Origin of the sequence: Citrobacter sp. Cu233 (assembly GCF_030332225.1) — a bacterium.
Lineage (GTDB): Bacteria > Pseudomonadota > Gammaproteobacteria > Enterobacterales > Enterobacteriaceae > Citrobacter.
The window spans coordinates 601,271-624,711 of sequence record NZ_JAOWIF010000028.1; the positions used below are offsets into that span (position 1 = coordinate 601,271).

18 protein-coding genes, 7 tRNA genes and 1 pseudogene are annotated in these 23,441 nt (G+C 51.3%); 21 read left to right on the forward strand and 5 right to left on the reverse strand.

Going from position 1 to position 23,441, the window contains the following annotated elements; genetic code table 11:
• The 5 genes and pseudogenes from OGX95_RS03655 (at position 1) to tcuB (ending at position 4,182) form a co-directional block, all read left to right on the forward strand.
• The gene (locus OGX95_RS03655; RefSeq protein WP_100247215.1) at positions 1-87 is read left to right on the forward strand and encodes a ryhB-regulated fur leader peptide; all 87 of its coding nucleotides are present in this window, start codon (positions 1-3) and stop codon (positions 85-87) included.
• Positions 80-526 carry a ferric iron uptake transcriptional regulator gene (gene fur / locus OGX95_RS03660; RefSeq protein ID WP_271441586.1) on the forward strand — a complete coding sequence of 149 codons (447 nt, stop codon included), beginning with the start codon at positions 80-82 and terminating at the stop codon, positions 524-526. Before OGX95_RS03655 ends, fur begins: the two co-directional genes overlap by 8 nt.
• A gap of 130 nt (positions 527-656) precedes the next feature.
• Positions 657-1,582 (forward strand): annotated as a pseudogene (gene tcuR / locus OGX95_RS03665) (tricarballylate utilization LysR family transcriptional regulator TcuR).
• A 97-nt stretch (positions 1,583-1,679) separates the two neighbouring features.
• Positions 1,680-3,083, forward strand: a complete 1,404-nt coding sequence (tcuA, locus tag OGX95_RS03670) for an FAD-dependent tricarballylate dehydrogenase TcuA (RefSeq protein ID WP_286628347.1) — start codon at positions 1,680-1,682, stop codon at positions 3,081-3,083.
• The gene (tcuB, locus tag OGX95_RS03675) at positions 3,070-4,182 is read left to right on the forward strand and encodes a tricarballylate utilization 4Fe-4S protein TcuB (protein WP_286628348.1); all 1,113 of its coding nucleotides are present in this window, start codon (positions 3,070-3,072) and stop codon (positions 4,180-4,182) included. Before tcuA ends, tcuB begins: the two co-directional genes overlap by 14 nt.
• 51 nt (positions 4,183-4,233) lie before the next feature.
• Here the strand turns inward: tcuB and OGX95_RS03680 are convergent, their stop codons facing one another.
• The 4 genes from OGX95_RS03680 to nagE form a co-directional block, all read right to left on the reverse strand.
• Positions 4,234-4,566, reverse strand: a complete 333-nt coding sequence (locus OGX95_RS03680) for a ChiQ/YbfN family lipoprotein (protein ID WP_286628349.1) — start codon at positions 4,564-4,566, stop codon at positions 4,234-4,236.
• Positions 4,567-4,615: 49 nt separating this feature from the next.
• Complete coding sequence (gene chiP / locus OGX95_RS03685; protein ID WP_286628350.1) at positions 4,616-6,022, reverse strand: chitoporin ChiP; 1,407 nt, start codon at positions 6,020-6,022, stop codon at positions 4,616-4,618.
• Positions 6,023-6,580: 558 nt separating this feature from the next.
• On the reverse strand, positions 6,581-8,248 hold the full coding sequence (glnS, locus tag OGX95_RS03690) for a glutamine--tRNA ligase (RefSeq protein ID WP_286628351.1): 1,668 nt from the start codon (positions 8,246-8,248) through the stop codon (positions 6,581-6,583).
• A 220-nt stretch (positions 8,249-8,468) separates the two neighbouring features.
• Positions 8,469-10,418, reverse strand: a complete 1,950-nt coding sequence (gene nagE / locus OGX95_RS03695; RefSeq protein ID WP_286628352.1) for a PTS N-acetyl glucosamine transporter subunit IIABC — start codon at positions 10,416-10,418, stop codon at positions 8,469-8,471.
• A gap of 350 nt (positions 10,419-10,768) precedes the next feature.
• Between nagE and nagB the strand changes: the two genes are divergently transcribed.
• The 12 genes from nagB to OGX95_RS03755 all read left to right on the forward strand — a co-directional run bounded on the left by nagB (position 10,769) and on the right by OGX95_RS03755 (position 17,894).
• Positions 10,769-11,569: a glucosamine-6-phosphate deaminase gene (gene nagB / locus OGX95_RS03700; protein WP_003022803.1), complete on the forward strand. Its 801-nt coding sequence runs from the start codon at positions 10,769-10,771 to the stop codon at positions 11,567-11,569.
• Between the two features lie 61 nt (positions 11,570-11,630).
• Entirely contained in the window at positions 11,631-12,779 is a 1,149-nt protein-coding gene (gene nagA, locus OGX95_RS03705) for an N-acetylglucosamine-6-phosphate deacetylase (RefSeq protein ID WP_286628353.1), read from the forward strand.
• An 8-nt stretch (positions 12,780-12,787) separates the two neighbouring features.
• A complete protein-coding gene (nagC, locus tag OGX95_RS03710) occupies positions 12,788-14,008 on the forward strand; it encodes a DNA-binding transcriptional regulator NagC (protein ID WP_286628354.1) in 1,221 nt (406 codons plus the stop codon).
• 237 nt (positions 14,009-14,245) lie between these two features.
• On the forward strand, positions 14,246-14,998 hold the full coding sequence (nagD, locus tag OGX95_RS03715; protein WP_003022792.1) for a ribonucleotide monophosphatase NagD: 753 nt from the start codon (positions 14,246-14,248) through the stop codon (positions 14,996-14,998).
• A 301-nt stretch (positions 14,999-15,299) separates the two neighbouring features.
• Entirely contained in the window at positions 15,300-16,964 is a 1,665-nt protein-coding gene (asnB, locus tag OGX95_RS03720) for an asparagine synthase B (RefSeq protein ID WP_286628355.1), read from the forward strand.
• A 223-nt stretch (positions 16,965-17,187) separates the two neighbouring features.
• Positions 17,188-17,264 (forward strand) — tRNA-Met (locus OGX95_RS03725).
• A 9-nt stretch (positions 17,265-17,273) separates the two neighbouring features.
• Positions 17,274-17,358 (forward strand) — tRNA-Leu (locus OGX95_RS03730).
• A 22-nt stretch (positions 17,359-17,380) separates the two neighbouring features.
• A tRNA-Gln gene (locus OGX95_RS03735) sits at positions 17,381-17,455 on the forward strand.
• A 37-nt stretch (positions 17,456-17,492) separates the two neighbouring features.
• Positions 17,493-17,567: transfer RNA gene (locus OGX95_RS03740), tRNA-Gln, on the forward strand.
• Positions 17,568-17,588: 21 nt separating this feature from the next.
• Positions 17,589-17,665 (forward strand) — tRNA-Met (locus OGX95_RS03745).
• A 43-nt stretch (positions 17,666-17,708) separates the two neighbouring features.
• Positions 17,709-17,783 (forward strand) — tRNA-Gln (locus OGX95_RS03750).
• A 36-nt stretch (positions 17,784-17,819) separates the two neighbouring features.
• Positions 17,820-17,894, forward strand: a tRNA-Gln gene (locus OGX95_RS03755).
• 120 nt (positions 17,895-18,014) lie between these two features.
• Here OGX95_RS03755 and ubiF read toward each other — a convergent pair.
• Entirely contained in the window at positions 18,015-19,190 is a 1,176-nt protein-coding gene (gene ubiF, locus OGX95_RS03760) for a 3-demethoxyubiquinol 3-hydroxylase (RefSeq protein WP_286628356.1), read from the reverse strand.
• A gap of 145 nt (positions 19,191-19,335) precedes the next feature.
• On the opposite strand from ubiF, the gene miaB reads away from it, so the two are divergent.
• From miaB to corC, 4 genes are all read left to right on the forward strand, one after another.
• Positions 19,336-20,766, forward strand: coding sequence for a tRNA (N6-isopentenyl adenosine(37)-C2)-methylthiotransferase MiaB (miaB, locus tag OGX95_RS03765; protein WP_045449497.1), 1,431 nt, complete (start codon positions 19,336-19,338; stop codon positions 20,764-20,766).
• A gap of 173 nt (positions 20,767-20,939) precedes the next feature.
• Positions 20,940-21,986 (forward strand): PhoH family protein, encoded by a 1,047-nt coding sequence (locus tag OGX95_RS03770; protein WP_019076268.1) that lies wholly within the window; start codon positions 20,940-20,942, stop codon positions 21,984-21,986.
• Positions 21,983-22,450, forward strand: coding sequence for an rRNA maturation RNase YbeY (ybeY, locus tag OGX95_RS03775; protein ID WP_286628357.1), 468 nt, complete (start codon positions 21,983-21,985; stop codon positions 22,448-22,450). The genes OGX95_RS03770 and ybeY overlap by 4 nt, the downstream gene beginning before the upstream one ends.
• A 98-nt stretch (positions 22,451-22,548) precedes the next feature.
• Positions 22,549-23,427 carry a CNNM family magnesium/cobalt transport protein CorC gene (gene corC, locus OGX95_RS03780; protein ID WP_038638785.1) on the forward strand — a complete coding sequence of 293 codons (879 nt, stop codon included), beginning with the start codon at positions 22,549-22,551 and terminating at the stop codon, positions 23,425-23,427.
• Positions 23,428-23,441: the final 14 nt, after the last annotated feature.

Genomic DNA, 23,441 nt, shown 5'->3' on the forward strand with positions numbered 1-23,441 from the left:
ATGATACGCATTATCTCAAGTGCAATTTCTGTCACTTCTGTTAATGAAGTGAACCGTTTAGCTACAGGACAGATTCCGCATGACTGACAACAATACCGCATTAAAGAAGGCTGGCCTGAAAGTAACGCTTCCTCGTTTAAAGATTCTGGAAGTTCTTCAGGAACCGGATAACCATCACGTCAGTGCGGAAGACTTATACAAACGCCTGATCGACATGGGTGAAGAAATTGGTCTGGCGACCGTGTATCGCGTGCTGAACCAATTTGATGATGCCGGTATCGTGACCCGCCATAATTTTGAAGGTGGTAAATCCGTCTTCGAACTGACCCAGCAACATCATCACGATCACCTGATTTGCCTTGACTGCGGCAAAGTGGTCGAGTTCAGCGATGACTCCATCGAAGCGCGTCAACGTGAGATTGCGGCTAAACATGGTATTCGTTTAACTAACCATAGCCTCTATCTGTACGGTCACTGCGCTGAAGGCGATTGCCGCGAAGACGATCATGCGCACGACGCCAAATAATGTGATGCTTTATGAAAAGCCAACCTTACGGTTGGCTTTTTTTATGGACTCAATCTGACCTTTCTCCCCTTCCTTCCAACTCAATGTTGCTTTACTTTAAAACTCACCTTGCCTTCATCGGAGAGTCGAAATGGAACTTCGCCAGTTACGCTATTTTGTTCGCATTGTAGAAACCGGCAGCATGGGCAGCGCGGCGCTCGACCTCAATATCGGTGTTTCGGCGCTCAGTCAGCAAATGACCCGCCTGGAAAACGAACTCGCCATACGTCTGCTGCAACGGACTTCTCGTGGCGTGACACCCACCAGCGCTGGACTGGCTTTTTACTCTCAGGCACAACTGGCATTACGCCACGCAGACGATGCCATCCTTGCAGCACGGGAGGCCAGACTTTCCGGGCACGTCAGTGTCGGCATGGCCCCCAGCACAGCTTCCGTTCTCGGGATGCCTTTCATCAGCGCCATGCGGGAAAGCTATGCCGATGTCCGCCTGCATGTAGTGGAAAGTCTCTCTGGCAATCTGGAACGAATGATTAATACCCGTCAAATTGATTTGGCCGTAGTATTTCAGAAGGAAAAAATCCTGCGCTGGAGCGCCAGAGCGATTCTTGAGGAACGGTTATTTTTGATTGGTACTCATACCTTGCTGGCAGGTATTGCGGATGACACTATCGCCCCTGCCGAACTGGTTAATATTCCATTGATAATGCCAAGCCCAGGACATGGTCTGCGCGGCAGACTGGATGCTATCAGCCAGGAGCATGCCCTGAACATTGAGATCGCCACAGAAATTGACGGTCTGACGCTACTGATGCACGCCGTTCGCAGCGGAATTGGTGCAACACTTCAGCCCGGTGCGGCAATTTCCCATCTCGATAAAGAGACATTAAGAGTGGTCGGCATCCATAACCCCATACTTAGCCGCCCCAACTTTTTGGTCAGCCTTTCTGACGATGAACTCACCCCGGCAGGTCTCGCTGCTCGTGTGGTACTAACGAAGTGATGCATCAACTGGTGGAATCTGGAAACTGGCCAGGTGCGATCCTTTACAATAATTAAAGAGCTGTTTAGCATCACGTTATAGCGTCCCCACAACTTACTCGTATACATTTTAATTACAAACTTAACAATTGGTTAAGTGGTAATGGAGTATGCGATGGTTGATGTTCTGGTGATTGGCGGCGGCAATGCTGCATTATGTGCCGCCTTAACCGCCCGGGAGCAAGGCGCTTCGGTACTGCTGCTTGAGGCGGCCCCGCGTGAATGGCGCGGAGGGAACTCCCAACACACGCGTAATTTACGCTGTATGCATGATGCGCCACAGGATGTACTGGTGGAGAGCTATCCAGAAGAGGAATTCTGGCAGGACCTCTGGCGTGTAACGGAAGGTAATACCAACGAAGCACTGGCACGGCTGGTGATCCGTACCTCTTCCCAATGCCGCGACTGGATGCGCCAGCACGGCGTTAACTTTCAACCTCCACTTTCTGGCGCTTTGCATGTCGCGCGAACGAATGCCTTCTTTATGGGCGGAGGAAAAGCACTCGTGAACGCCTATTATCGCAGCGCAGAAAAACTGGGGGTGCAAATCCGCTATAACACACCAGTCCAGGCGCTTGAACTGCATAATGGCAAGTTTGTGGCAGCACTGGCTGGCGCAGAGCGCATTCCGGCAAAGACCTGCGTGCTTGCTGCTGGCGGGTTTGAATCTAACCGCGAATGGCTGCGAGAAGCATGGGGTGAGAACGCCCGCGGTGAATGTCCTGCGGATAACTTCCTCATTCGCGGCACGCGCTTTAATCAGGGTGTACTACTCAAATTTATGATCGATGCCGGCGCGGACATTATCGGCGAACCCTCGCAATCACACTGCGTGGCGATTGATGCCCGAGCCCCCTTATATGACGGCGGAATTTGCACCCGGGTGGACTGTGTCTCTCTGGGCATCGTAGTGAACCGCGATGCAGAACGATTTTATGATGAAGGTGAGGATTTCTGGCCAAAACGTTATGCCATCTGGGGACGTCTGGTTGCCCACCAGCCCGGACAAATTGGTTACTCCATTATCGACAGTAAAGCGATCGGTCACTTCATGCCCCCAGTTTTTCCTGGTGCACAGGCCAATACGTTAGCAGAGCTGGCATGTCAGCTGGGACTGGATACTGAGCGCTTTACCCATACTGTCATGCAGTACAACAGCGCCTGCCTGCCAGGGCACTTTGACCACACCACTCTGGATAACTGTGCAACACAAAATCTGACACCGGCAAAAACACATTGGGCGCGACCACTGGATACGCCGCCTTACTATGGCTATGCCTTACGTCCAGGGATCACCTTCACCTACCTGGGGTTAAAGGTGAATGAACACGCCGCGGTGCATTTTGCCGGGCTTCCAAGTCGCAATCTGTTCGTAGCCGGAGAGATGATGGCGGGCAACGTACTGGGAAAAGGCTACACCGCAGGTGTAGGCATGTCGATAGGGACCACCTTTGGCCGTATTGCCGGAAAAGAAGCCGCTCTGGCAGCACGTGAGGAGGCGCATCATGAAACAGCTTGAGAAATTAATTATCGAAGCGAAAATGCTTACCGAGCCAGAAGCAGAAGTTGAACGAGTCATGCAAGTCTGCAATGCCTGCCGCTATTGCGAGGGTTTTTGCGCCGTTTTTCCGGCGATGACTCAGCGTCTGGAATTCGGTAAAGCGGATATTAACTATCTGGCCAACTTGTGCCATAACTGCGGCGCCTGCCTGCACGCGTGTCAATACGCACCGCCCCATGAGTTTGCTATCAATGTACCGAAAGCGATGGCAGAAGTAAGGCTGGAAACCTATCAACACTATACTCAACCCGCCACCTTTGGCGCACTTTATCGCCGGGCTGGCATGACCGTAACGCTGTCGCTGGTTTTCGGCCTGATCCTGTTTTTACTTCTTGCCATGGGGTTAAAAGGCTCCCTGTTCCATCCTCCGCTGGCTGGAGATTTTTATCAAATTTTCCCGCACAACCTGCTGGCATGGATGTTTGGTTCAGTCTTTATTCTGGCGATGGGGCTGCTCATGGCTGGCGTGATCCGCTTCTGGCGGGAGATTTCTCCGGGGATACCGCGTCCTGCTGACATTGCTGAAGCCTCACACAATGCGCTGACGCTGAAATATCTCGATGGTGGGCACGGTAAAGGTTGTAATGAAGCGGATGATGCTTTCACCCTGATTCGCCGCCGGTTTCATCACTTCACTTTCTACGGTTTTATGCTCTGTTTTGCCGCCACCGTCGTGGCGACAGGCTACCACTACTTCGCCGGTATCGAAGCCCCCTACCCGTTTTTCAGCATCCCGGTAATCCTTGGCACATTGGGTGGTATTGGTCTGGTTATAGGACCTGCAGGCTTGCTATGGCTGAATTTTAAACGCTCACCGCTACAAGGTGACGCAAGGCAAAAGCCGATGGACCGCGGTTTTATCCTGTTGCTGCTACTGACCAGTCTGACGGGCTTGGCGCTGTTGGCTGGCAGAGATACCTCATGGATGGCTATTTTGCTTGCTATTCATCTTGGTGTCGTCATAGCGCTATTTCTGACCATCCCATACGGAAAATTTGCCCACGGATTTTACCGTTGTGCGGCATTACTCAAGTGGGCAATTGAAAAACAACGCTAAAATGCAAACGGGCGAAGAGATCTCTCCGCCCGTTCTTGTTCATACCACGTTTTATTTCGCCGCATTATTACTGCGAATTTCCTGCCAGACCTTGTCGCAATCGGCCGAAACGGCCTGATCGTTACCCGTACGCGTTGCCTGGATACACTGCTGGTAATCCAGTACGCGCACGCTTTCTTCATTGGCAAACTGCTGGTGCTGTTTTTCTTTCTTCAGCACATTCAACACGCTTTGGCAGGCTTCGATTTTCTCCGGCGAGCCCTGCGCAGTATTGATACAAGCACTGTAAGCTTCCTTAAGATGGCTATCTTCTTTCGGCGCTGGTGATTGCGCGCAGGCAACCAGCCCTGATGCCATGACGGCGATGAGTATCAGCTTTTTCATAACACACTCCTCAACAAAACGGCAGGCTTGCGGCCTGCCGCTGTCGGCATTAGAAGATGGTGAACGGAGCAATAACGATGAATTTCACGTCACGCTCATCCTGGAAGATGTTACCGTAACCACCGCCCCAGCTCGGAATATCTGAATGGTTGTCGTACTGGGTGAAGTGCAGTTTAAACATAGTGCCCTTCGCACGGCCGTCCTGCAGGGTATAGACCGCATCCAGGCTGTAAGACGACTCTTCGATAGTACGATTTTTGTCGTAGTACGCATCCGGGTTGAGCTGCCAGGTAGCCGGTTTAGCATCCCACGCGTAAACGTAGGATGCACCCACAGCCCAGCCTGGCAGGTTCCAGTTCTTCAGGTCATACATCGCGCCGAAGAACACGGCCTTTTCACCATTGGCGTTGAAGTCAGAGCGGTTATCCCACCAAACGTCCAGACGACCGTTTGAAGACGCATAGGTCGGAGTCATACGCTGCAGGAAGTAGCCCTGCTGCCCGTCAGCTTTAACCCAGGTCCCTTCCAGTCGCAGATCAACGACTTCTGCCACTTTGTAGCCGAAGGTCAGTGCCTGCAGCCAGGCCGTGCCATCATAAATGTCGTTAACCGTGCGGTCATCAACCTTATCGCGGGCACCGTAGAACTGGTAGCTGGTTGTAAATGGGTTACCGCCTAGATCAAATTTGTAGCTGGCTTTGGCGAAATACTGATCGACGTAGCCTTCAGACTGACCGAATGCTGCCTCCAGCAACAGGTTATTTTTGAAGTCATACTTTGCGCCGATTGAATGGAGGTAATCAACTTTGGTCTTTTTATCGGCTTGATAGAATTTATCGACTTCGGTGTGCCACGGAGCTTTATATTCGTTGGCCCACATATAGGAGAAGCTCAGCGCACCCGCATCGCCATAATCGAAGTTGGCACCGGCTTCAGCACCCTGATAGGTACCAGGCATAAAGCTCCAGTGTGGTGCCAGCAGAGTTTGCCCGGTTGGTTGAATATAACCGGCGCGCGCCCAGGTCGGGCCAAATTTAAATTTAGCTGCCGCTTTATACAGGCTAATCCCGCTCTTATCGCCGGAGTAATCTTCGTCATAGCCTTTATTTTTTGAAGAGAATGCGATTTCGTTTGGATGGCCGCTTTCGCTACTTTCATTCATTTCAATAGCGGTAAATGCTGCGACATCAATACCAAACATATCCGCCACGTAACCGGACTGGAAGTCGAGGTTTGCGTTCCAGGTGGAGTGAGAAAGGTTAGTCTTGTATTTGTCATGATCGGTCACATCTTTACGGTCACGCTCACGCTGCCAGTAATAAATGCCACCAGTTAAAGTAGAGTCATCAATAAAACCTTCGGCGTGAACCTGGGGAGCGACAACAAAACCCGACATTGCTGTGATACCGGCGATAGCCAGCGCCAGCGTACTACGTTTGCCACTAAACGTACGCATATGTTAATCCTCTTTGACGTATAACCCTTCGTCTTTCAAGCCGCATCTGCGTTGGCTTTCCTCGCTCATCCCAGTCACGTACTGATGTACGCTCCCGGGAATTCACTGCGTCGCCGCCTTGATGCAACTCGAAATTCATTGGGTATAAAATGCTGCCGATAAAAGCGGTCAGCGAAAAAGCAAAAATAAAAAAGTAGCGCTGAGAAAACCTCATTGACTACAATGAATAGACTATTTTTCGCGACGCGAATTATCAATCTCTTTTTGTAACCAGTATGTAAGAACATGAGCAACCGCACATATTTCATTGCTTTCTGTTACATTTTCATTGGAAGATAAAAAAGCGTTGAAGAATTGAAAAAAGGCTTGTTTTCCATAAAGATGAAATCGGTTTCAGTCCAGAGTGGCTGATAACGCAAGGTTTTTTTAGAAAAATATAAACGGCAAAAATCATTCCTGAATAACAATTATTTCGCTGCGCAAATAGAGTCTGCTAACCGTTTTCAGGCGAAAAAAACGCCGCAGAGTGCGGCGCTTGAAAGGATGCGTAACGACGGTTTATTCGCCTACTTTAGCCCATGTATCGCGCAGACCCACGGTGCGGTTAAACACCAGTTTGTCAGCTGTTGCATAGCGGCTGTCGAGGCAGAAGTACCCTTCACGCTCGAACTGGAACGCTTTACCAGCAACCGCAGCCTGTAGCGAAGGCTCCCCATAGCCCTGTTTAATCACCAGCGATTCCGGGTTAATGACGGACAGGAAGTCTTCCGCCGCGCCAGGGTTTGGTACGCTGAACAGACGATCGTACAGACGGATTTCAATCGGCAGCGCATGAGCCGCACTTACCCAATGAATAACGCCTTTTACTTTACGTCCATCGGCCGGATCTTTGCTCAGGGTATCGGCATCGTAGGTGCAGAAAATGGTGGTGATATTACCTTCCGCATCTTTCTCTACGCGCTCGGCTTTAACAACATAAGCATTACGCAGACGGACTTCTTTGCCCATTACCAGACGCTTGTACTGCTTGTTGGCTTCTTCGCGGAAGTCAGCCCTGTCAATCCAGATTTCACCACTGAACGGCACTTCACGGCTGCCCATTTCCGGCTTGCTCGGATGGTTAGGCATCGTTACCAGTTCGCTTTCGCCCTGCGGATAGTTTTCGATAACCAGTTTCACCGGTTCGATAACGGCCATCGCGCGCGGTGCATTTTCGTTCAGATCTTCACGGATGCAGGATTCCAGAGAAGCTATTTCAATGGTGTTATCCTGTTTGGTCACACCAATGCGTTTGCAGAATTCACGAATCGCAGCAGCCGTGTAACCACGACGGCGCAGACCCGAGATAGTCGGCATACGCGGGTCGTCCCAGCCTTCAACGTGCTTGTCGGTCACCAGCAGGTTCAGCTTACGCTTGGACATCACGGTGTATTCCAGATTCAGGCGCGAGAATTCGTACTGACGCGGATGAACAGGAATGGTGATGTTGTCCAGCACCCAGTCGTACAGACGACGGTTATCCTGGAATTCCAGCGTACACAGTGAATGTGTGATGCCTTCCAGCGCATCGCTGATGCAGTGGGTGAAATCGTACATCGGATAGATGCACCACTTGTTGCCAGTCTGATGGTGTTCAGCAAACTTAATGCGGTACAGCACCGGGTCACGCATCACGATAAACGGCGAAGCCATATCGATTTTCGCACGCAGGCAGGCTTTACCCTCTTCAAAACCACCGGTACGCATTTTTTCAAACAGCGCGAGGTTCTCTTCAACGCTGCGATCGCGGAACGGGCTATTTTTACCAGGCTGAGTCAGCGTGCCACGGTATTCACGGATTTCGTCAGCAGACAGTTCGTCGACATACGCCAGACCTTTGTTAATAAGTTCTACCGCGTAAGCATGTAGCTGATCGAAGTAATCCGACGAGTAGCGAATGTCGCCAGTCCAGTGGAAACCTAACCATTCAACGTCATTTTTAATCGATTCAACGTACTCGATATCTTCTTTAACCGGGTTCGTATCATCAAAACGCAGGTTGCACTGGCCCTGGTAATCTTGCGCAATACCAAAGTTCAGACAAATGGATTTCGCGTGGCCAATGTGCAGATAGCCATTTGGCTCCGGCGGAAAACGGGTATGGATAGTGGTGTGCTTACCACTGGCCAGATCTTCATCGATGATCTGACGAATAAAGTTACTCGGGCGGGCTTCAGCCTCACTCATCGTGGATTCCTCAAAGCGTAAACAACGTATAACGGCATATGATCTTATAAGCAGGACTGACTGACAACCTTTAGTTACGCAAAATACGTATCTGACAGCTATTATGCGGGCAATCGCTGCAAAAAAAAGCGGCGGAGGATTTCCCCCGCCGCTTTTGATTCATCTCATATTACCGAATGGTGGCGCTTACGCCTTATCCACCCTACCGGCAACAAGCGACTTACTTAGCTTTAATCTCGTACAGTGGTGTTTGACCGGCAACCACATGACCTTCGGCTTTAACAACCAGACCACCGAAATCATCGCTATTGCTGCAAACTACCGGGCTAATCATGGAACGTGCGTTCGCGTTCAGGTATTCCAGATCCATTTCCAGAATCGGTTGACCTGCTGCAACAATCGCACCTTCTTCAACCAGACGTTTAAAGCCTTTACCTTCCAACGCCACGGTATCGATACCCATATGGACCACGATTTCCGCGCCTTTTTCTGTTTCCAGACAGAAGGCATGGTTGGTGTTGAAGATTTTCACGATGGTACCCGCTGCCGGAGAAACCACGATTTTATTCGTTGGTTTTACCGCCACGCCGTCACCCACTGCTTTGCTGGCGAATGCTTCATCAGGCACTTGCTCCAGTGCAACCACATCACCGGTAATCGGAGAAACCAGTGCTTCAATAGTGGCCGCATTCGCTACCGCCTGCGGTTTTGCAACCGGGGCAGCCGCTGCCGGAGTACTGTCAGTAGACGCTGCCGCAACCGGGCCACGCGCCACAACTTTCTTCATTTCGTCGCCGATAGATTCAGCTTTCGCACCCACGATGACCTGAATAGTTTGTTTATTCAGTTTAACCACACCCGATGCGCCTAAGCGTTTGCACATCGCATCATTTACGCGGGCAGAATCGCCAACGGTCAGACGCAGGCGGGTGATACAGGCATCAATCGCTTTCAGGTTATCCGTACCGCCAACCGCTGCAATGTAGTTGGTAGCCAGTTGAGCTAAACCTTCTTCGGTATTGCTGTTCGCTTCGTCAGTAACAATCTCGTCTTCTTTATCTTCGCGACCCGGCGTTTTCAGGTTAAACATACGAATAACCGCGCTGAACAGGACGAAGTAAATAACGAAGAACACCAGGCCCATGACGACCAGCATCCAGACGTTCTTACTTGCAGCCGGCAGGTTGTACATCAACACATAGTCGATAGCACCTGCGGAGAAGGAGAAGCCCGCATGAATCCCCAACAGCGTCGCAACAAACAGGCTGACACCTGTCAGAACAGCGTGCAGGAGGTACAGCAACGGCGCCAGGAACATAAACAGGAATTCCAGCGGCTCGGTAACACCGGTCAGGAATGCGGTGATAGCAACGGACAGCAGCATACCGCCGACCATCGGACGACGTGCTTTCGGCGCGGCGAAGTACATCGCCAGTGCCGCACCCGGCAGACCAAACATCATGATCGGGAAGAAGCCAGACATGAACATACCCGCAGTGCCGTCACCCGCGTAGAAGCGGTTGATATCACCATGGAATACCGTACCTGCAGCGTTAGTGAATTCGCCAATCTGGAACCAGGCGATGGTGTTCAGAACCTGATGCAGACCGGTAGGGATCAGCAGACGGTTGATGAAGCCAAAAATACCGGAACCCAGCGCGCCAGCGCCCACGATCCACTCACCACCCGCATGGATGGCGTTCTGCACCGGCGGCCACACGTAGCCGAAGATAGCAGCCAGCACCAGACAGAAGAAGCCAGTGGCGATGGGTACAAAACGTTTACCGCCGAAGAAGCTCAGGAAATCAGGCAGTTTGATGCCAGACCAACGGTTATACACCGCGCCGCCGACCAGACCGGTGATGATACCCGCCAGGACGCCCATGTTGATCGCCGGGTTAATGGTAACCATTGCTTTGGTCAATATGAAATAACCAACCGCACCTGCCAGCGCTGCCGCACCCGCGCTGTCTTTAGACCAGCTGGAAGCCACACCGATAGCAAAAATTAACGCGAGGTTATCAAAGATAGCCCCACCCGCTTGCGCGATGAAGGGTACGTTCAGTAAATCTGGTTGGCCGAATCGCAGCAACAGTGCCGCGACTGGCAGCACCGCGATGGGGAGCTGTAACGCCCTACCCAGCCGCTGGAAAAAACCTAAAATATTCATTTTATTCCCCCTACGAGACCCCGATTAGGCTCCTTTGAAGCCATATTTTTATTGTGCGACCATTCCTGACTGCAACAGCAAGAGATTCTGGAACAACAACATTAACCATTCATCTACATTCAGAGTGTGTGAAAAATTAATTCGTATCGCAAATTAAAAGCGTGTTTTTTGTGATTACTATCACCAAATATCGTTATTAACCCTCCCTTACACTGGCTAACTACGAAAACTTATTTTATCATTCAAAAAATCGAAACGGATTGATCCTTACCGATGCAAAACCAGGTTACGCTTAATACTGCACAGAGACTCAATCCGCCAACTGCTTACATTTACTTTTGAGGTGAAGAATGAGACTGATCCCCCTGAATACCGCTGAACAAGTCGGCAAATGGGCTGCTCGCCATATCGTTAACCGTATTAACGCGTTCAAACCAACGGCAGATCGTCCGTTCGTTCTGGGCCTGCCAACTGGCGGTACTCCGCTGACTGCCTATAAAGCATTAGTCGAAATGCACAAAGCGGGCCAGGTGAGCTTCAAACATGTTGTCACTTTCAATATGGACGAATATGTTGGCCTGCCGAAAGAGCATCCGGAAAGCTATCACAGCTTCATGCACCGTAACTTCTTTGATCATGTTGATATTCCAGCAGAAAACATCAACCTCCTCAATGGTAACGCGCCGGATATTGATGCAGAATGCCGTCAGTACGAAGAGAAAATCCGTTCTTACGGTAAAATCCATCTGTTTATGGGCGGTGTAGGTAACGATGGGCACATTGCGTTCAACGAACCCGCTTCTTCTTTAGCTTCCCGTACTCGTATCAAAACGCTGACCCACGACACCCGCGTAGCAAACTCACGCTTCTTTGACGGCGACGTAAGCCAGGTGCCTAAATATGCACTGACCGTAGGCGTGGGCACCCTGTTGGATGCTGAAGAAGTGATGATCCTGGTACTGGGTCACCAGAAAGCTCAGGCGCTGCAGGCGGCTGTTGAAGGTAACGTTAACCACATGTGGACTATCAGCTGTCTGCAACTGCATCCGAAAGCGGTTGTGGTCTGCGATGAGCCTTCCACTATGGAACTGAAAGTGAAGACGCTGAAATACTTTAACGAGTTAGAAGCGGAAAATATTAAAGGTCTGTAATGATGTCTCCGCCCTGCCGAAAACTTGCAGGGCGGCATTTTTTTGAAATCGGGGGGTCGGAATGTATGCTTTAACCCAGGGCCGGATTTTTACCGGTCACGAAATTCTTGATGACCATGCGATTGTTGTCGCCAATGGCCTGATCGATAGCGTTTGCCCACTGTCTGAATTGCCGTCAGGGATTGAACAGCGCTCACTGAATGGGGCCATTGTCTCCCCCGGTTTTATTGATGTGCAGTTAAACGGCTGTGGCGGTGTACAGTTTAACGATACGGCAGAGGCCGTTACCGTTGAGACGCTGGAAATCATGCAGAAAGCCAATGAGAAATCGGGCTGCACCAACTATCTGCCAACGCTAATCACCACCAGCGATGACCTGATGAAGCAGGGCGTTCGCGTCATGCGTGAATACCTCGCTAAGCATCCAAATCAGGCATTAGGGCTACACCTTGAAGGTCCGTGGCTGAATCTGGTGAAAAAAGGGACGCATAATCCGAGTTTTGTCCGCCAACCAGACGCTGCGCTGGTCGATTTCCTGTGCGATAATGCGGATGTCATCACCAAAGTGACGCTGGCGCCTGAAATGGTTCCTGCCAAAGTAATCACCCAACTGGTGAGTGCAGGTATTGTGGTGTCTGCGGGCCACTCTAACGCAACGCTGAAAGAAGCAAAAATCGGTTTCCGTGCGGGCATTTCCTTTGCAACACATCTGTTCAACGCGATGCCTTATATTACCGGCCGCGAACCAGGTCTGGCAGGTGCGATTCTTGATGAGGCCGATATTTATTGCGGTATCATCGCCGATGGCATGCATGTTGACTATGCCAACATCCGCAATGCCAAACGCCTGAAAGGTGACAAACTGTGCCTGGTGACCGACGCAACTGCACCGGCGGGTGCAAACATTGAACAGTTCATTTTCGCTGGTAAAACAATATACTACCGCAATGGACTGTGTGTTGATGAGAACGGCACACTGAGCGGTTCATCATTGACCATGATCGAAGGCGTACGCAATCTGGTTGAACATTGCGGTATCGCACTGGACGAAGTCCTGCGTATGGCAACGCTCTACCCTGCTCGCGCCATTGGCGTCGACAAACAACTCGGCAGTATCGCGCCAGGCAACGTAGCCAACCTGACCGCGTTCACGCACGACTTTAAAATTATCAAGACCATCGTTAATGGCAACGAGGTCGTTACTGAGTAAGAGAAAGAATGACACCAGGCGGACAAGCTCAAATAGGTAATGTTGATCTCGTAAAACAGCTTAACAGCGCGGCAGTTTATCGTCTGATTGACCAGCATGGGCCAATCTCGCGAATTCAGATTGCCGAGCAAAGCCAGCTTGCTCCCGCCAGCGTAACCAAAATTACGCGTCAACTGATTGAACGCGGGCTGATTAAAGAAGTCGATCAGCAGGCCTCCACCGGGGGCCGCCGCGCCATCTCTATCGTCACCGAAACCCGTAATTTCCACGCAATTGGCGTTCGCCTTGGCCGCCACGACACCACGCTGACGCTCTATGATATGAGCAGCAAAGTGGTTGCCGAAGAGCATTATCCGCTACCAGAGCGCACCCAGGAAACACTGGAGCACGCGCTGCTCAATACGATTGCCACCTTTATTGACAGTTGCCAGCGGAAAATCCGTGAGCTGATTGCAATCTCCGTTATCCTGCCAGGCCTCGTTGACCCCGAAAGTGGCGTCATCCGCTATATGCCGCATATTCAGGTTGAAAACTGGGGACTGGTCGAAGCTCTTGAAAAGCGGTTTCAGGTCACCTGTTTTGTCGGTCATGATATCCGCAGCCTGGCGCTTGCCGAGCACTATTTTGGGGCAAGTCAGGATTGCGAAGACTCTATTCTGGTGCGTGTCCATCGAGGAACCGGCGCAGGAATTATCTCCAACGGGCGTATTTTCATCGGACGCAACGGCAATGTGGGTGAAATCGGCCATATCCAGGTTGAGCCACTGGGCGAACGCTGCCATTGCGGTAACTTTGGTTGTCTGGAAACGATCGCAGCCAATGCGTCCATTGAACATCGCGTACAACATTTACTGAAACAAGGCTATCCGAGCCGCCTCACACTGGACGATTGCAGCATCAAAGCGATCTGTAAGGCAGCCAATAAAGGTGACAATCTGGCAGCAGAAGTTATCGAGCACGTTGGTCGCCATCTTGGAAAAACCATCGCGATTGCGATTAACCTGTTTAATCCGCAAAAAATCGTCATTGCCGGTGAGATTACCGAAGCAGATAAAGTTCTGCTTCCGGCAATAGAAAGCTGCATTAATAATCAGGCACTGAAGGCGTTTCGCCACAATTTACCGGTGGTACGTTCCACGCTGGATCACCGTTCAGCGATTGGTGCATTTGCGCTGGTGAAGCGCGCCATGCTCAATGGTTCATTGCTGCAACGTTTGCTGGAGAGCTAATACACGTCATCCTTCCTGCTGCCTCTGCGTTAGCGGGATCGGCTCACCCCAGCCACTTACTTCAGTATGCTCAGGGGATGAATGAGGGCCATTCATGTTCCTCACCGGAGGTCAGCCTTTGGCTGATCAAATTCGTTCCTGACGAATTTGTCACTCCCTTGCCGTCTTGATGCAACTCGGATGATTGCGTGTATTTTGTGTATAGTAATGCCTTCTTTTTTTAATGTCGGATTGTCTATGGCCATTAAGAATGTAATTTGTGATATCGACGGCGTGCTGATGCACGACAATGTTGCCGTACCGGGTGCGGCAGAATTTCTGACCGGCATTCTGGAGAAAGGTTTACCGTTAGTCCTGCTGACTAACTACCCTTCGCAGACCGGGCAAGATCTGGCAAACCGCTTCGCCACTGCGGGTGTAAATGTCCCCGATAGCGTCTTTTATACTTCCGCTATGGCTACTGCTGATTTTCTCCGTCGTCAGGAAGGGAAAAAAGCCTACGTGGTGGGTGAAGGTGCGTTAATCCATGAGCTGTATAAAGCGGGCTTTACTATTACCGACGTTAACCCTGATTTTGTCATTGTCGGAGAGACCCGCTCGTACAACTGGGACATGATGCATAAAGCGGCTTACTTTGTGGCTAACGGCGCACGTTTTATCGCCACTAACCCGGATACCCACGGTCGCGGCTTTTACCCTGCTTGTGGTGCGCTCTGCGCTGGTATTGAGAAGATCTCCGGTCGTAAACCGTTTTATGTCGGCAAACCGAGCCCGTGGATTATTCGCGCGGCACTCAACAAAATGCAGGCGCACTCAGAAGAAACGGTCATTGTTGGCGACAACCTGCGCACCGATATTCTGGCAGGCTTCCAGGCGGGTCTGGAAACTATCCTGGTACTGTCTGGCGTATCCAAGCTTGACGATATCGACAACATGCCATTCAGACCAAGCTGGATCTACCCCTCCGTTGCAGAGATTGATGTGATTTAATCCCCTGGCCGGATAAGACGCACGCGCGTCACCCTCCGGCAATGTTGCGGCGTGAATGCCGGATGACGGTGTAAGCGCCTCATTCGGCCAACAGAGAACCCACCATCTAATAAAAATGCCATTTTATTGATGATTCATCAATAAATGCGCTCATTACGTAATCTTTTTTCACCATTCAACAATCATCATTGAGTTTTTTATTTTCAGCACGCCAAACTCCTTGCGCCCCCAGCGGCTTTGCGGCATTTTCTTTATCAAGCAAACATAAAAAGCATCACGCAACAGGTTAACGGAGAAGGTTATGTGTTCTATTTTTGGCGTATTCGATATTAAAACAGACGCAGTTGAACTGCGTAAAAAGGCTCTGGAATTGTCCCGTCTGATGCGCCACCGCGGCCCGGACTGGTCTGGTATTTACGCCAGTGATAACGCCATTCTGGCGCATGAACGTCTGTCTATTGTCGACGTCAATGCGGGCGCTCAGCCGCTGTATAATGTGAAGAAAACACATATCCTGGCTGTTAACGGTGAGATTTATAACCATCAGGCGCTGCGTGCTGAATACGGCGATCGCTATCAGTTCCAGACCGGTTCTGACTGCGAAGTTATCCTTGCGCTGTATCAGGAAAAAGGTCCTGAGTTCCTCGACTCGCTGCAAGGCATGTTTGCCTTCGCACTGTATGACAGCGAGCAGGACGCTTACCTGATTGGCCGCGATCACATCGGGATCATCCCACTGTATATGGGCTACGACGAACACGGCAACTTCTATGTTGCGTCTGAAATGAAGGCGCTGGTTCCTGTTTGCCGTACGATTAAAGAATTCCCGGCCGGTAGCTATCTGTGGAGTAAAGACGGCGAAATTCGTCAGTATTACCAGCGTGACTGGTTTGATTACGATGCAGTAAAAGACAACGTTACGGATAAAAACGAGCTGCGTCAGGCACTGGAAGATGCCGTGAAAAGTCACCTGATGTCCGACGTTCCTTACGGAGTACTATTGTCCGGTGGTCTGGACTCCTCCGTTATTTCCGCCATCACGAAAAAGTATGCGGCGCGTCGTGTAGAAGATCAGGAACGCAGTGAAGCCTGGTGGCCGCAACTGCACTCTTTCGCGGTAGGCCTCGAAGGTGCACCGGACCTGAAAGCCGCGCAGGAAGTGGCAAACCACCTTGGTACTGTCCACCATGAGATCCATTTCACCGTGCAGGAAGGTCTGGATGCTATTCGCGACGTGATTTATCACATCGAAACCTATGATGTCACAACCATTCGTGCTTCAACGCCGATGTACTTAATGTCGCGCAAGATTAAGGCAATGGGCATTAAAATGGTGTTATCTGGCGAAGGCTCAGACGAAGTGTTTGGCGGTTATCTCTACTTCCACAAAGCGCCAGACGCGAAAGAGTTGCATGAAGAAACCGTGCGTAAACTGCAGGCGCTGCACATGTTCGACTGCGCCCGTGCCAACAAAGCAATGTCTGCCTGGGGTGTCGAAGCCCGTGTGCCTTTCCTGGACAAAAAATTCCTTGATGTGGCAATGCGCATCAACCCACAGGACAAAATGTGCGGCAACGGAAAAATGGAAAAACATGTCCTGCGCGAATGTTTTGAATCGTATCTGCCCGCCAGCGTGGCGTGGCGTCAGAAAGAGCAGTTCTCTGACGGCGTCGGTTACAGCTGGATTGACACGCTGAAAGAAGTCGCTGCAGAGCAAGTTTCCGACCAACAACTGGAAACCGCCAGCTTCCGCTTCCCGTATAACACGCCATCGTCTAAAGAAGCGTATTTGTATCGTGAGATTTTTGAAGAACTGTTCCCGGTAGCCAGCGCGGCTGAATGTGTTCCTGGTGGCCCTTCTGTTGCCTGTTCTTCAGCAAAAGCCATTGAATGGGATGAAGCGTTCAAAACCATGAACGATCCGTCTGGTCGCGCGGTTGGCGTGCATCAGTCAGCCTATAAGTAAGCGAATCATCAGCAAAGAGCCCTTCGGGGCTCTTTTTTTATGTCGATTTAACGCGCGAAAAAACAATTAATAACTAATAATTGCCGAATATTGCGTCATGCTGTTCGCAACCTAACCAAACAGTCACATTCCGGCTATTTTCAATGAAAAAGGGGTTGACGCTTCAAGGCTCAATACGCATAATGCGCCCCGCAACGCCGATAAGGTTACGCGAAAAAAAGATGGCTACGTAGCTCAGCTGGTTAGAGCACATCACTCATAATGATGGGGTCACAGGTTCGAATCCCGTCGTAGCCACCATCTTTTTTTGCGGGAGTGGCGAAATTGGTAGACGCACCAGATTTAGGTTCTGGCGCCGCAAGGTGTGCGAGTTCAAGTCTCGCCTCCCGCACCATTCACCGTAAGCGTTGCACGGATGGGGTATCGCCAAGCGGTAAGGCACCGGTTTTTGATACCGGCATTCCCTGGTTCGAATCCAGGTACCCCAGCCATTTTTTCTTCGATAAAGCGGTTCACCGCGACGGTCATTGGGGTATCGCCAAGCGGTAAGGCACCGGTTTTTGATACCGGCATTCCCTGGTTCGAATCCAGGTACCCCAGCCATCGAAGAATGTGTTAGTATTTGGCTACGTAGCTCAGCTGGTTAGAGCACATCACTCATAATGATGGGGTCACAGGTTCGAATCCCGTCGTAGCCACCATATTAAGATGTATCGGGTTAACCCGGTAAATCCAAAAAATTGTTGGGGTATCGCCAAGCGGTAAGGCTCTGGTTTCTGATACCAGCATTCCGAGGTTCGAATCCTCGTACCCCAGCCATATTAAAGAAGTCATCCACTTTGTGGGTGCACCCGTTGGGGTATCGCCAAGCGGTAAGGCTCTGGTTTCTGATACCAGCATTCCGAGGTTCGAATCCTCGTACCCCAGCCATCTTAAAAAAGCTCGCTTCGGCGAGCTTTTTGCTTTTCTAACGCCGGGTGACGACAAGCCTTACCCGGCCTACAAGTCATGTAGGCCTGATAAGCGTAACGACATCAGGCGCCACTCGAGCTACAACCCTAGCGCATACTTCAATGCCTGGCGTTTCAGCACGCCTGCGCGCTCTGCGGCCATGAGTCCCAGATTACGTATGATGCGCAACGGTTGCAGGTTATTACTGAACCCGGCGTAGAACAAATCCATGCCACTCTGCATGATGAAATTATCGGTCATGCGGCGATTCTGATAGCGTTTCAGTACTGGCTGGCTAGCCCAGGACTCACCGTAACTGCGGGCATTCACCAGCACGTCAATCAGTGCATCGACATCGCGAAATCCCAGATTTACGCCCTGCCCCGCCAATGGATGAATGGTATGTGCGGCATCACCGACCAGCGCCAGTCCCGGCTGGACATACTGCAACGCATGACGACGTGTAAGTGGAAATGCGCCTGCCGCCACAGGCAACACGTTACCCAGTCGCGATGGGAAGTGTTTGCCTATCTCTGTCTGGAGTTGCGCCATGCTTAAGCTTTGTAACTGGCGGATACGCGCCGGGGTGTCGTACCACACCAGCGAGGCCCAGTCGTCGAACAACGGTAAAAACGCACGCGGACCGTCAGGAGTAAACTGCTGCCAGGTGCTGTCTCCGGGTGCGTTTTCACACTGGACAGTTATCAGCATACAAGATTGCGCGTACTGCCAGGCATGAAGGCCAATCCCGGCCATTTTGCGTACCTGAGAGTTGGCACCATCAGCACCGATCACCAGCTTCGCGTTGATTTTTTCACCCTCTGCCAGCTCAAGTTCATGCCGGTCATTATGTCGATGTAAAGAAATCAGCGATGTGGGCACGCGCAACGTAACTTTAGGGTGAACTTCCAGCGCCTGCCAGAGCGCTTGTTGCAGGACGGTATTCTCCACCATGTAACCCAGCAACGGCAGCTTAAGCTCTGCAGCATCAAACACCACATGAGCATTTTCCCATTCCCACGTCTCCAGCCGACGATAAGGATGGCTGCGCATCCCCTGCACCGTATCCCAGACGCCCAGCCCTTTAAGCAGCGATACCGAGGCGGAACTGATGGCCGAAATTCTCACATCCGGCTGTCCATCAGCCACAAACGGCGCGGGCACAGCATGCTCGATAACCGTTACCGTAAATCCGTGCTGCGCCAGTCCCAGCGCCAGCGCGCCGCCGACCATCCCCCCGCCGACAATGGCAATTTCCGTTGGTTGATTTGTCATGGTCAATCATCCTGTTACCTGTATTGTGTAAGTTTACAGGATTTTTTACCCCTTGAGGCTGACATCCGTCATACTGGTCACAACCGCGCCAAAGCAGTACACTATGCGCCCTGCATTTCAGCCACAATTTCGCAAGAGCAAGTCGATGACCAAAAAACTCCATATTAAAACCTGGGGCTGTCAGATGAACGAATACGATTCATCGAAGATGGCCGATCTGCTGGATGCCACTCACGGGTATCAACTGACCGACGTGGCGGAAGAAGCGGATGTGCTGCTGCTGAATACCTGCTCAATCCGCGAGAAGGCTCAGGAAAAAGTCTTCCATCAATTAGGTCGCTGGAAGCTCTTAAAAGAGAAAAATCCCGATCTCATCATTGGTGTTGGTGGCTGCGTGGCTTCTCAGGAAGGCGACCATATTCGCCAACGCGCACACTACGTCGATATTATTTTCGGGCCGCAAACTCTGCATCGTCTGCCGGAAATGATCAACAAAGTGCGTGGTAGCAATACCCGTAGCCCTGTGGTAGATATCAGCTTCCCGGAGATCGAAAAGTTCGATCGTCTGCCGGAACCGCGTGCCGAAGGTCCAAGCGCGTTTGTGTCCATCATGGAAGGCTGCAATAAATATTGTACTTACTGCGTGGTGCCATACACCCGTGGTGAAGAAGTCAGCCGCCCGGCGGATGATATCCTGTTTGAAATCGCCCAGCTTGCGGCGCAAGGCGTACGCGAAGTGAACCTGCTGGGGCAAAACGTAAACGCCTGGCGTGGTGAAAACTACGATGGCACGATCGGTTCGTTCGCCGATTTACTCCGTCTGGTCGCTGCAATCGACGGCATTGACCGTATTCGATTTACCACCAGCCATCCAATCGAATTCACCGATGATATCGTTGAGGTCTACCGTGATACGCCAGAACTGGTGAGCTTCCTGCACCTGCCGGTACAGAGCGGTTCGGATCGTGTGCTGAACCTGATGGGTCGTACCCATACCGCGCTGGAATACAAAGCGATCATCCGTAAACTGCGCGCAGCACGTCCGGATATCCAGATTAGCTCCGACTTCATCGTCGGCTTCCCCGGTGAAACCACCCAGGACTTCGAGCAGACCATGAAGCTGATCGCTGATGTCAATTTCGACATGAGTTACAGCTTTATCTTCTCTGCGCGCCCAGGCACTCCAGCAGCCGATATGGTTGACGATGTGCCGGAAGAAGAGAAAAAACAGCGTCTGTACATCCTGCAGGAGCGCATCAACCAGCAGGCGATGGCCTGGAGTCGCCGCATGCTTGGCACGACTCAGCGTATTCTGGTAGAAGGTACATCGCGTAAGAGCATCATGGAGCTGTCAGGCCGTACCGAAAATAACCGCGTGGTGAACTTTGAAGGCACCCCGGAAATGATCGGCAAGTTCGTCGACGTTGAAATTACTGACGTCTGGACCAACTCCCTGCGCGGTAAAGTCGTGCGTACCGAAGACGAAATGGGATTGCGTATCGCGGAAAGCCCGGAATCCGTTATTGCTCGTACCCGTAAAGAAAACGATCTTGGCGTCGGTATTTACCAGCCTTAATCCTCAAAGCCCCCAGTCACAGAGATAACGATGTGGCTGGGGTGAGCCTTGTATTTCTTCTCAACGCCCCCATCTTTATCGCAATGCTTGCGCCTTTTCCCCGTGGCGTGAATAATTTCCTTATATGCCGGTCAATGTTCAACGTCCGGCGAGACATGCATAAGAGGAACAGTTTGAACATAGACACTCGCGAAATCACCCTTGAACCCGCAGACAATGCCCGCCTGTTGAGCCTTTGCGGGCCATTTGATGACAACATCAAACAACTGGAGCGTCGTCTCGGCATCGAAATTAACCGCCGCGATAACCACTTCAAACTGACCGGTCGTCCAATTTGTGTCACCGCTGCGGCAGATATTTTACGCAGCCTGTATGTCGATACGGCCCCAATGCGCGGCCAGACACAGGACATCGAGCCAGAACAAATTCACCTTGCGATCAAAGAAGCGCGTGTGCTTGAACAGAGCGCAGACAGCGTGCCAGAGTTCGGCAAAGCGGTGAATATCAAAACTAAGCGTGGCGTCATTAAACCGCGTACGCCGAACCAGGCGCAGTATATCGCTAATATTCTTGACCACGACATCACCTTCGGCGTTGGCCCGGCGGGTACTGGTAAAACGTACCTTGCTGTTGCTGCTGCGGTCGATGCGCTAGAGCGTCAGGAGATCCGCCGTATTCTGTTAACCCGCCCAGCGGTTGAAGCCGGTGAAAAACTGGGTTTCCTGCCAGGCGATCTGAGCCAGAAAGTCGATCCGTATTTGCGTCCACTGTATGACGCATTGTTCGAAATGCTGGGTTTTGAAAAGGTCGAGAAGCTGATTGAGCGCAACGTCATTGAGGTCGCACCGTTGGCCTATATGCGCGGCCGTACGTTAAACGATGCGTTCATCATTCTTGATGAGAGTCAGAACACCACCATCGAGCAGATGAAAATGTTCCTGACCCGTATTGGCTTTAACTCCAAAGCAGTCATTACCGGGGACATCACTCAGATTGACCTGCCGCGCAGCACCAAGTCTGGCCTGCGTCATGCCATTGAAGTGCTGGCCGAAGTCGATGAGATTAGCTTTAATTTCTTCCATAGCGAAGACGTGGTACGCCACCCCGTTGTTGCCCGTATCGTGACGGCATATGAAGCCTGGGAAGAAGCAGAACAAAAACGCAAAGCCGAGCTGGCGGCAGAACGCAAGCGCGAAGCTCAGGAGCAGGAACAAAAATGAGTCAGGTTATTCTCGATTTACAGCTGGCATGCGAAAACGAATCCGGCTTACCACCAGAAAGTCAGTTTCAGGCATGGCTGGATGCGGTGATCCCGCAGTTTCAGGAAGAATCAGAAGTGACCATTCGTCTGGTCGATGACGCTGAAAGCCACGAACTGAACCTGACCTATCGCGGGAAAGATAAGTCAACCAACGTACTCTCTTTCCCGTTTGAAGCGCCTCCTGGCATTGAAATGCCGCTGCTGGGCGATCTGGTCATCTGCCGTCAGGTGGTTGAGAAAGAAGCTCAAGAGCAAGGCAAACCACTTGAAGCCCACTGGGCGCATATGGTGGTACACGGTAGCCTGCATTTATTGGGCTACGACCATATCGAAGATGACGAAGCGGAAGAGATGGAATCCCTTGAAACAGAGATTATGCTTGCTCTGGGCTATGAGGATCCGTACATTGCCGAGAAAGAGTAAGCTGCCGGGCTGACGCCCGGCGGTTGTTGTTGCCGTCTGACGCAGAAACTATGCTCGACGCGCTTTATATTAACTAACATGAGAACCCATACGACGCCATGAGCGACGACAATTCACACAGTAGTGACACGTTAACCAGCAAAAAGGGATTTTTTTCCCTGTTACTGAGCCAACTTTTCCACGGTGAACCGAAAAACCGCGACGAACTGTTGGAGCTGATCCGTGATTCCGGGCAGAACGACCTTATCGATGAAGATACGCGCGATATGCTCGAAGGGGTGATGGACATTGCGGACCAGCGCGTTCGCGACATCATGATCCCCCGCTCTCAGATGATTACCCTGAAACGCAACCAGACTCTGGACGAATGCCTTGATGTCATTATCGAGTCTGCCCACTCGCGTTTTCCGGTGATCAGCGAAGACAAAGATCACATTGAAGGGATTCTGATGGCCAAGGATCTGCTGCCATTTATGCGCAGCGATGCCGAAGCATTCAGCATGGAGAAAGTGTTACGCCAGGCGGTTGTTGTCCCTGAGAGCAAGCGTGTTGATCGCATGCTGAAAGAGTTCCGCTCCCAGCGTTACCATATGGCAATCGTCATCGACGAATTCGGCGGAGTGTCTGGTCTGGTGACCATCGAAGACATTCTTGAGCTGATCGTCGGTGAAATTGAAGATGAGTACGACGAAGAAGACGATATCGATTTCCGTCAGCTCAGCCGTCACACCTGGACTATTCGCGCGCTGGCACCGATTGAAGACTTCAACGAAGCCTTCGGGACCCACTTTAGCGACGAAGAAGTTGATACCATTGGCGGGCTGGTTATGCAGGCCTTTGGTCATTTACCTGCTCGCGGTGAGACCATCGACATTGATGGTTACCAGTTCAAAGTGGCTATGGCTGACAGCCGTCGTATTATTCAGGTTCATGTCAGAATTCCGGACGACTCACCCCAGCCTAAACTGGACGAATAAACCCGAAACTGGAT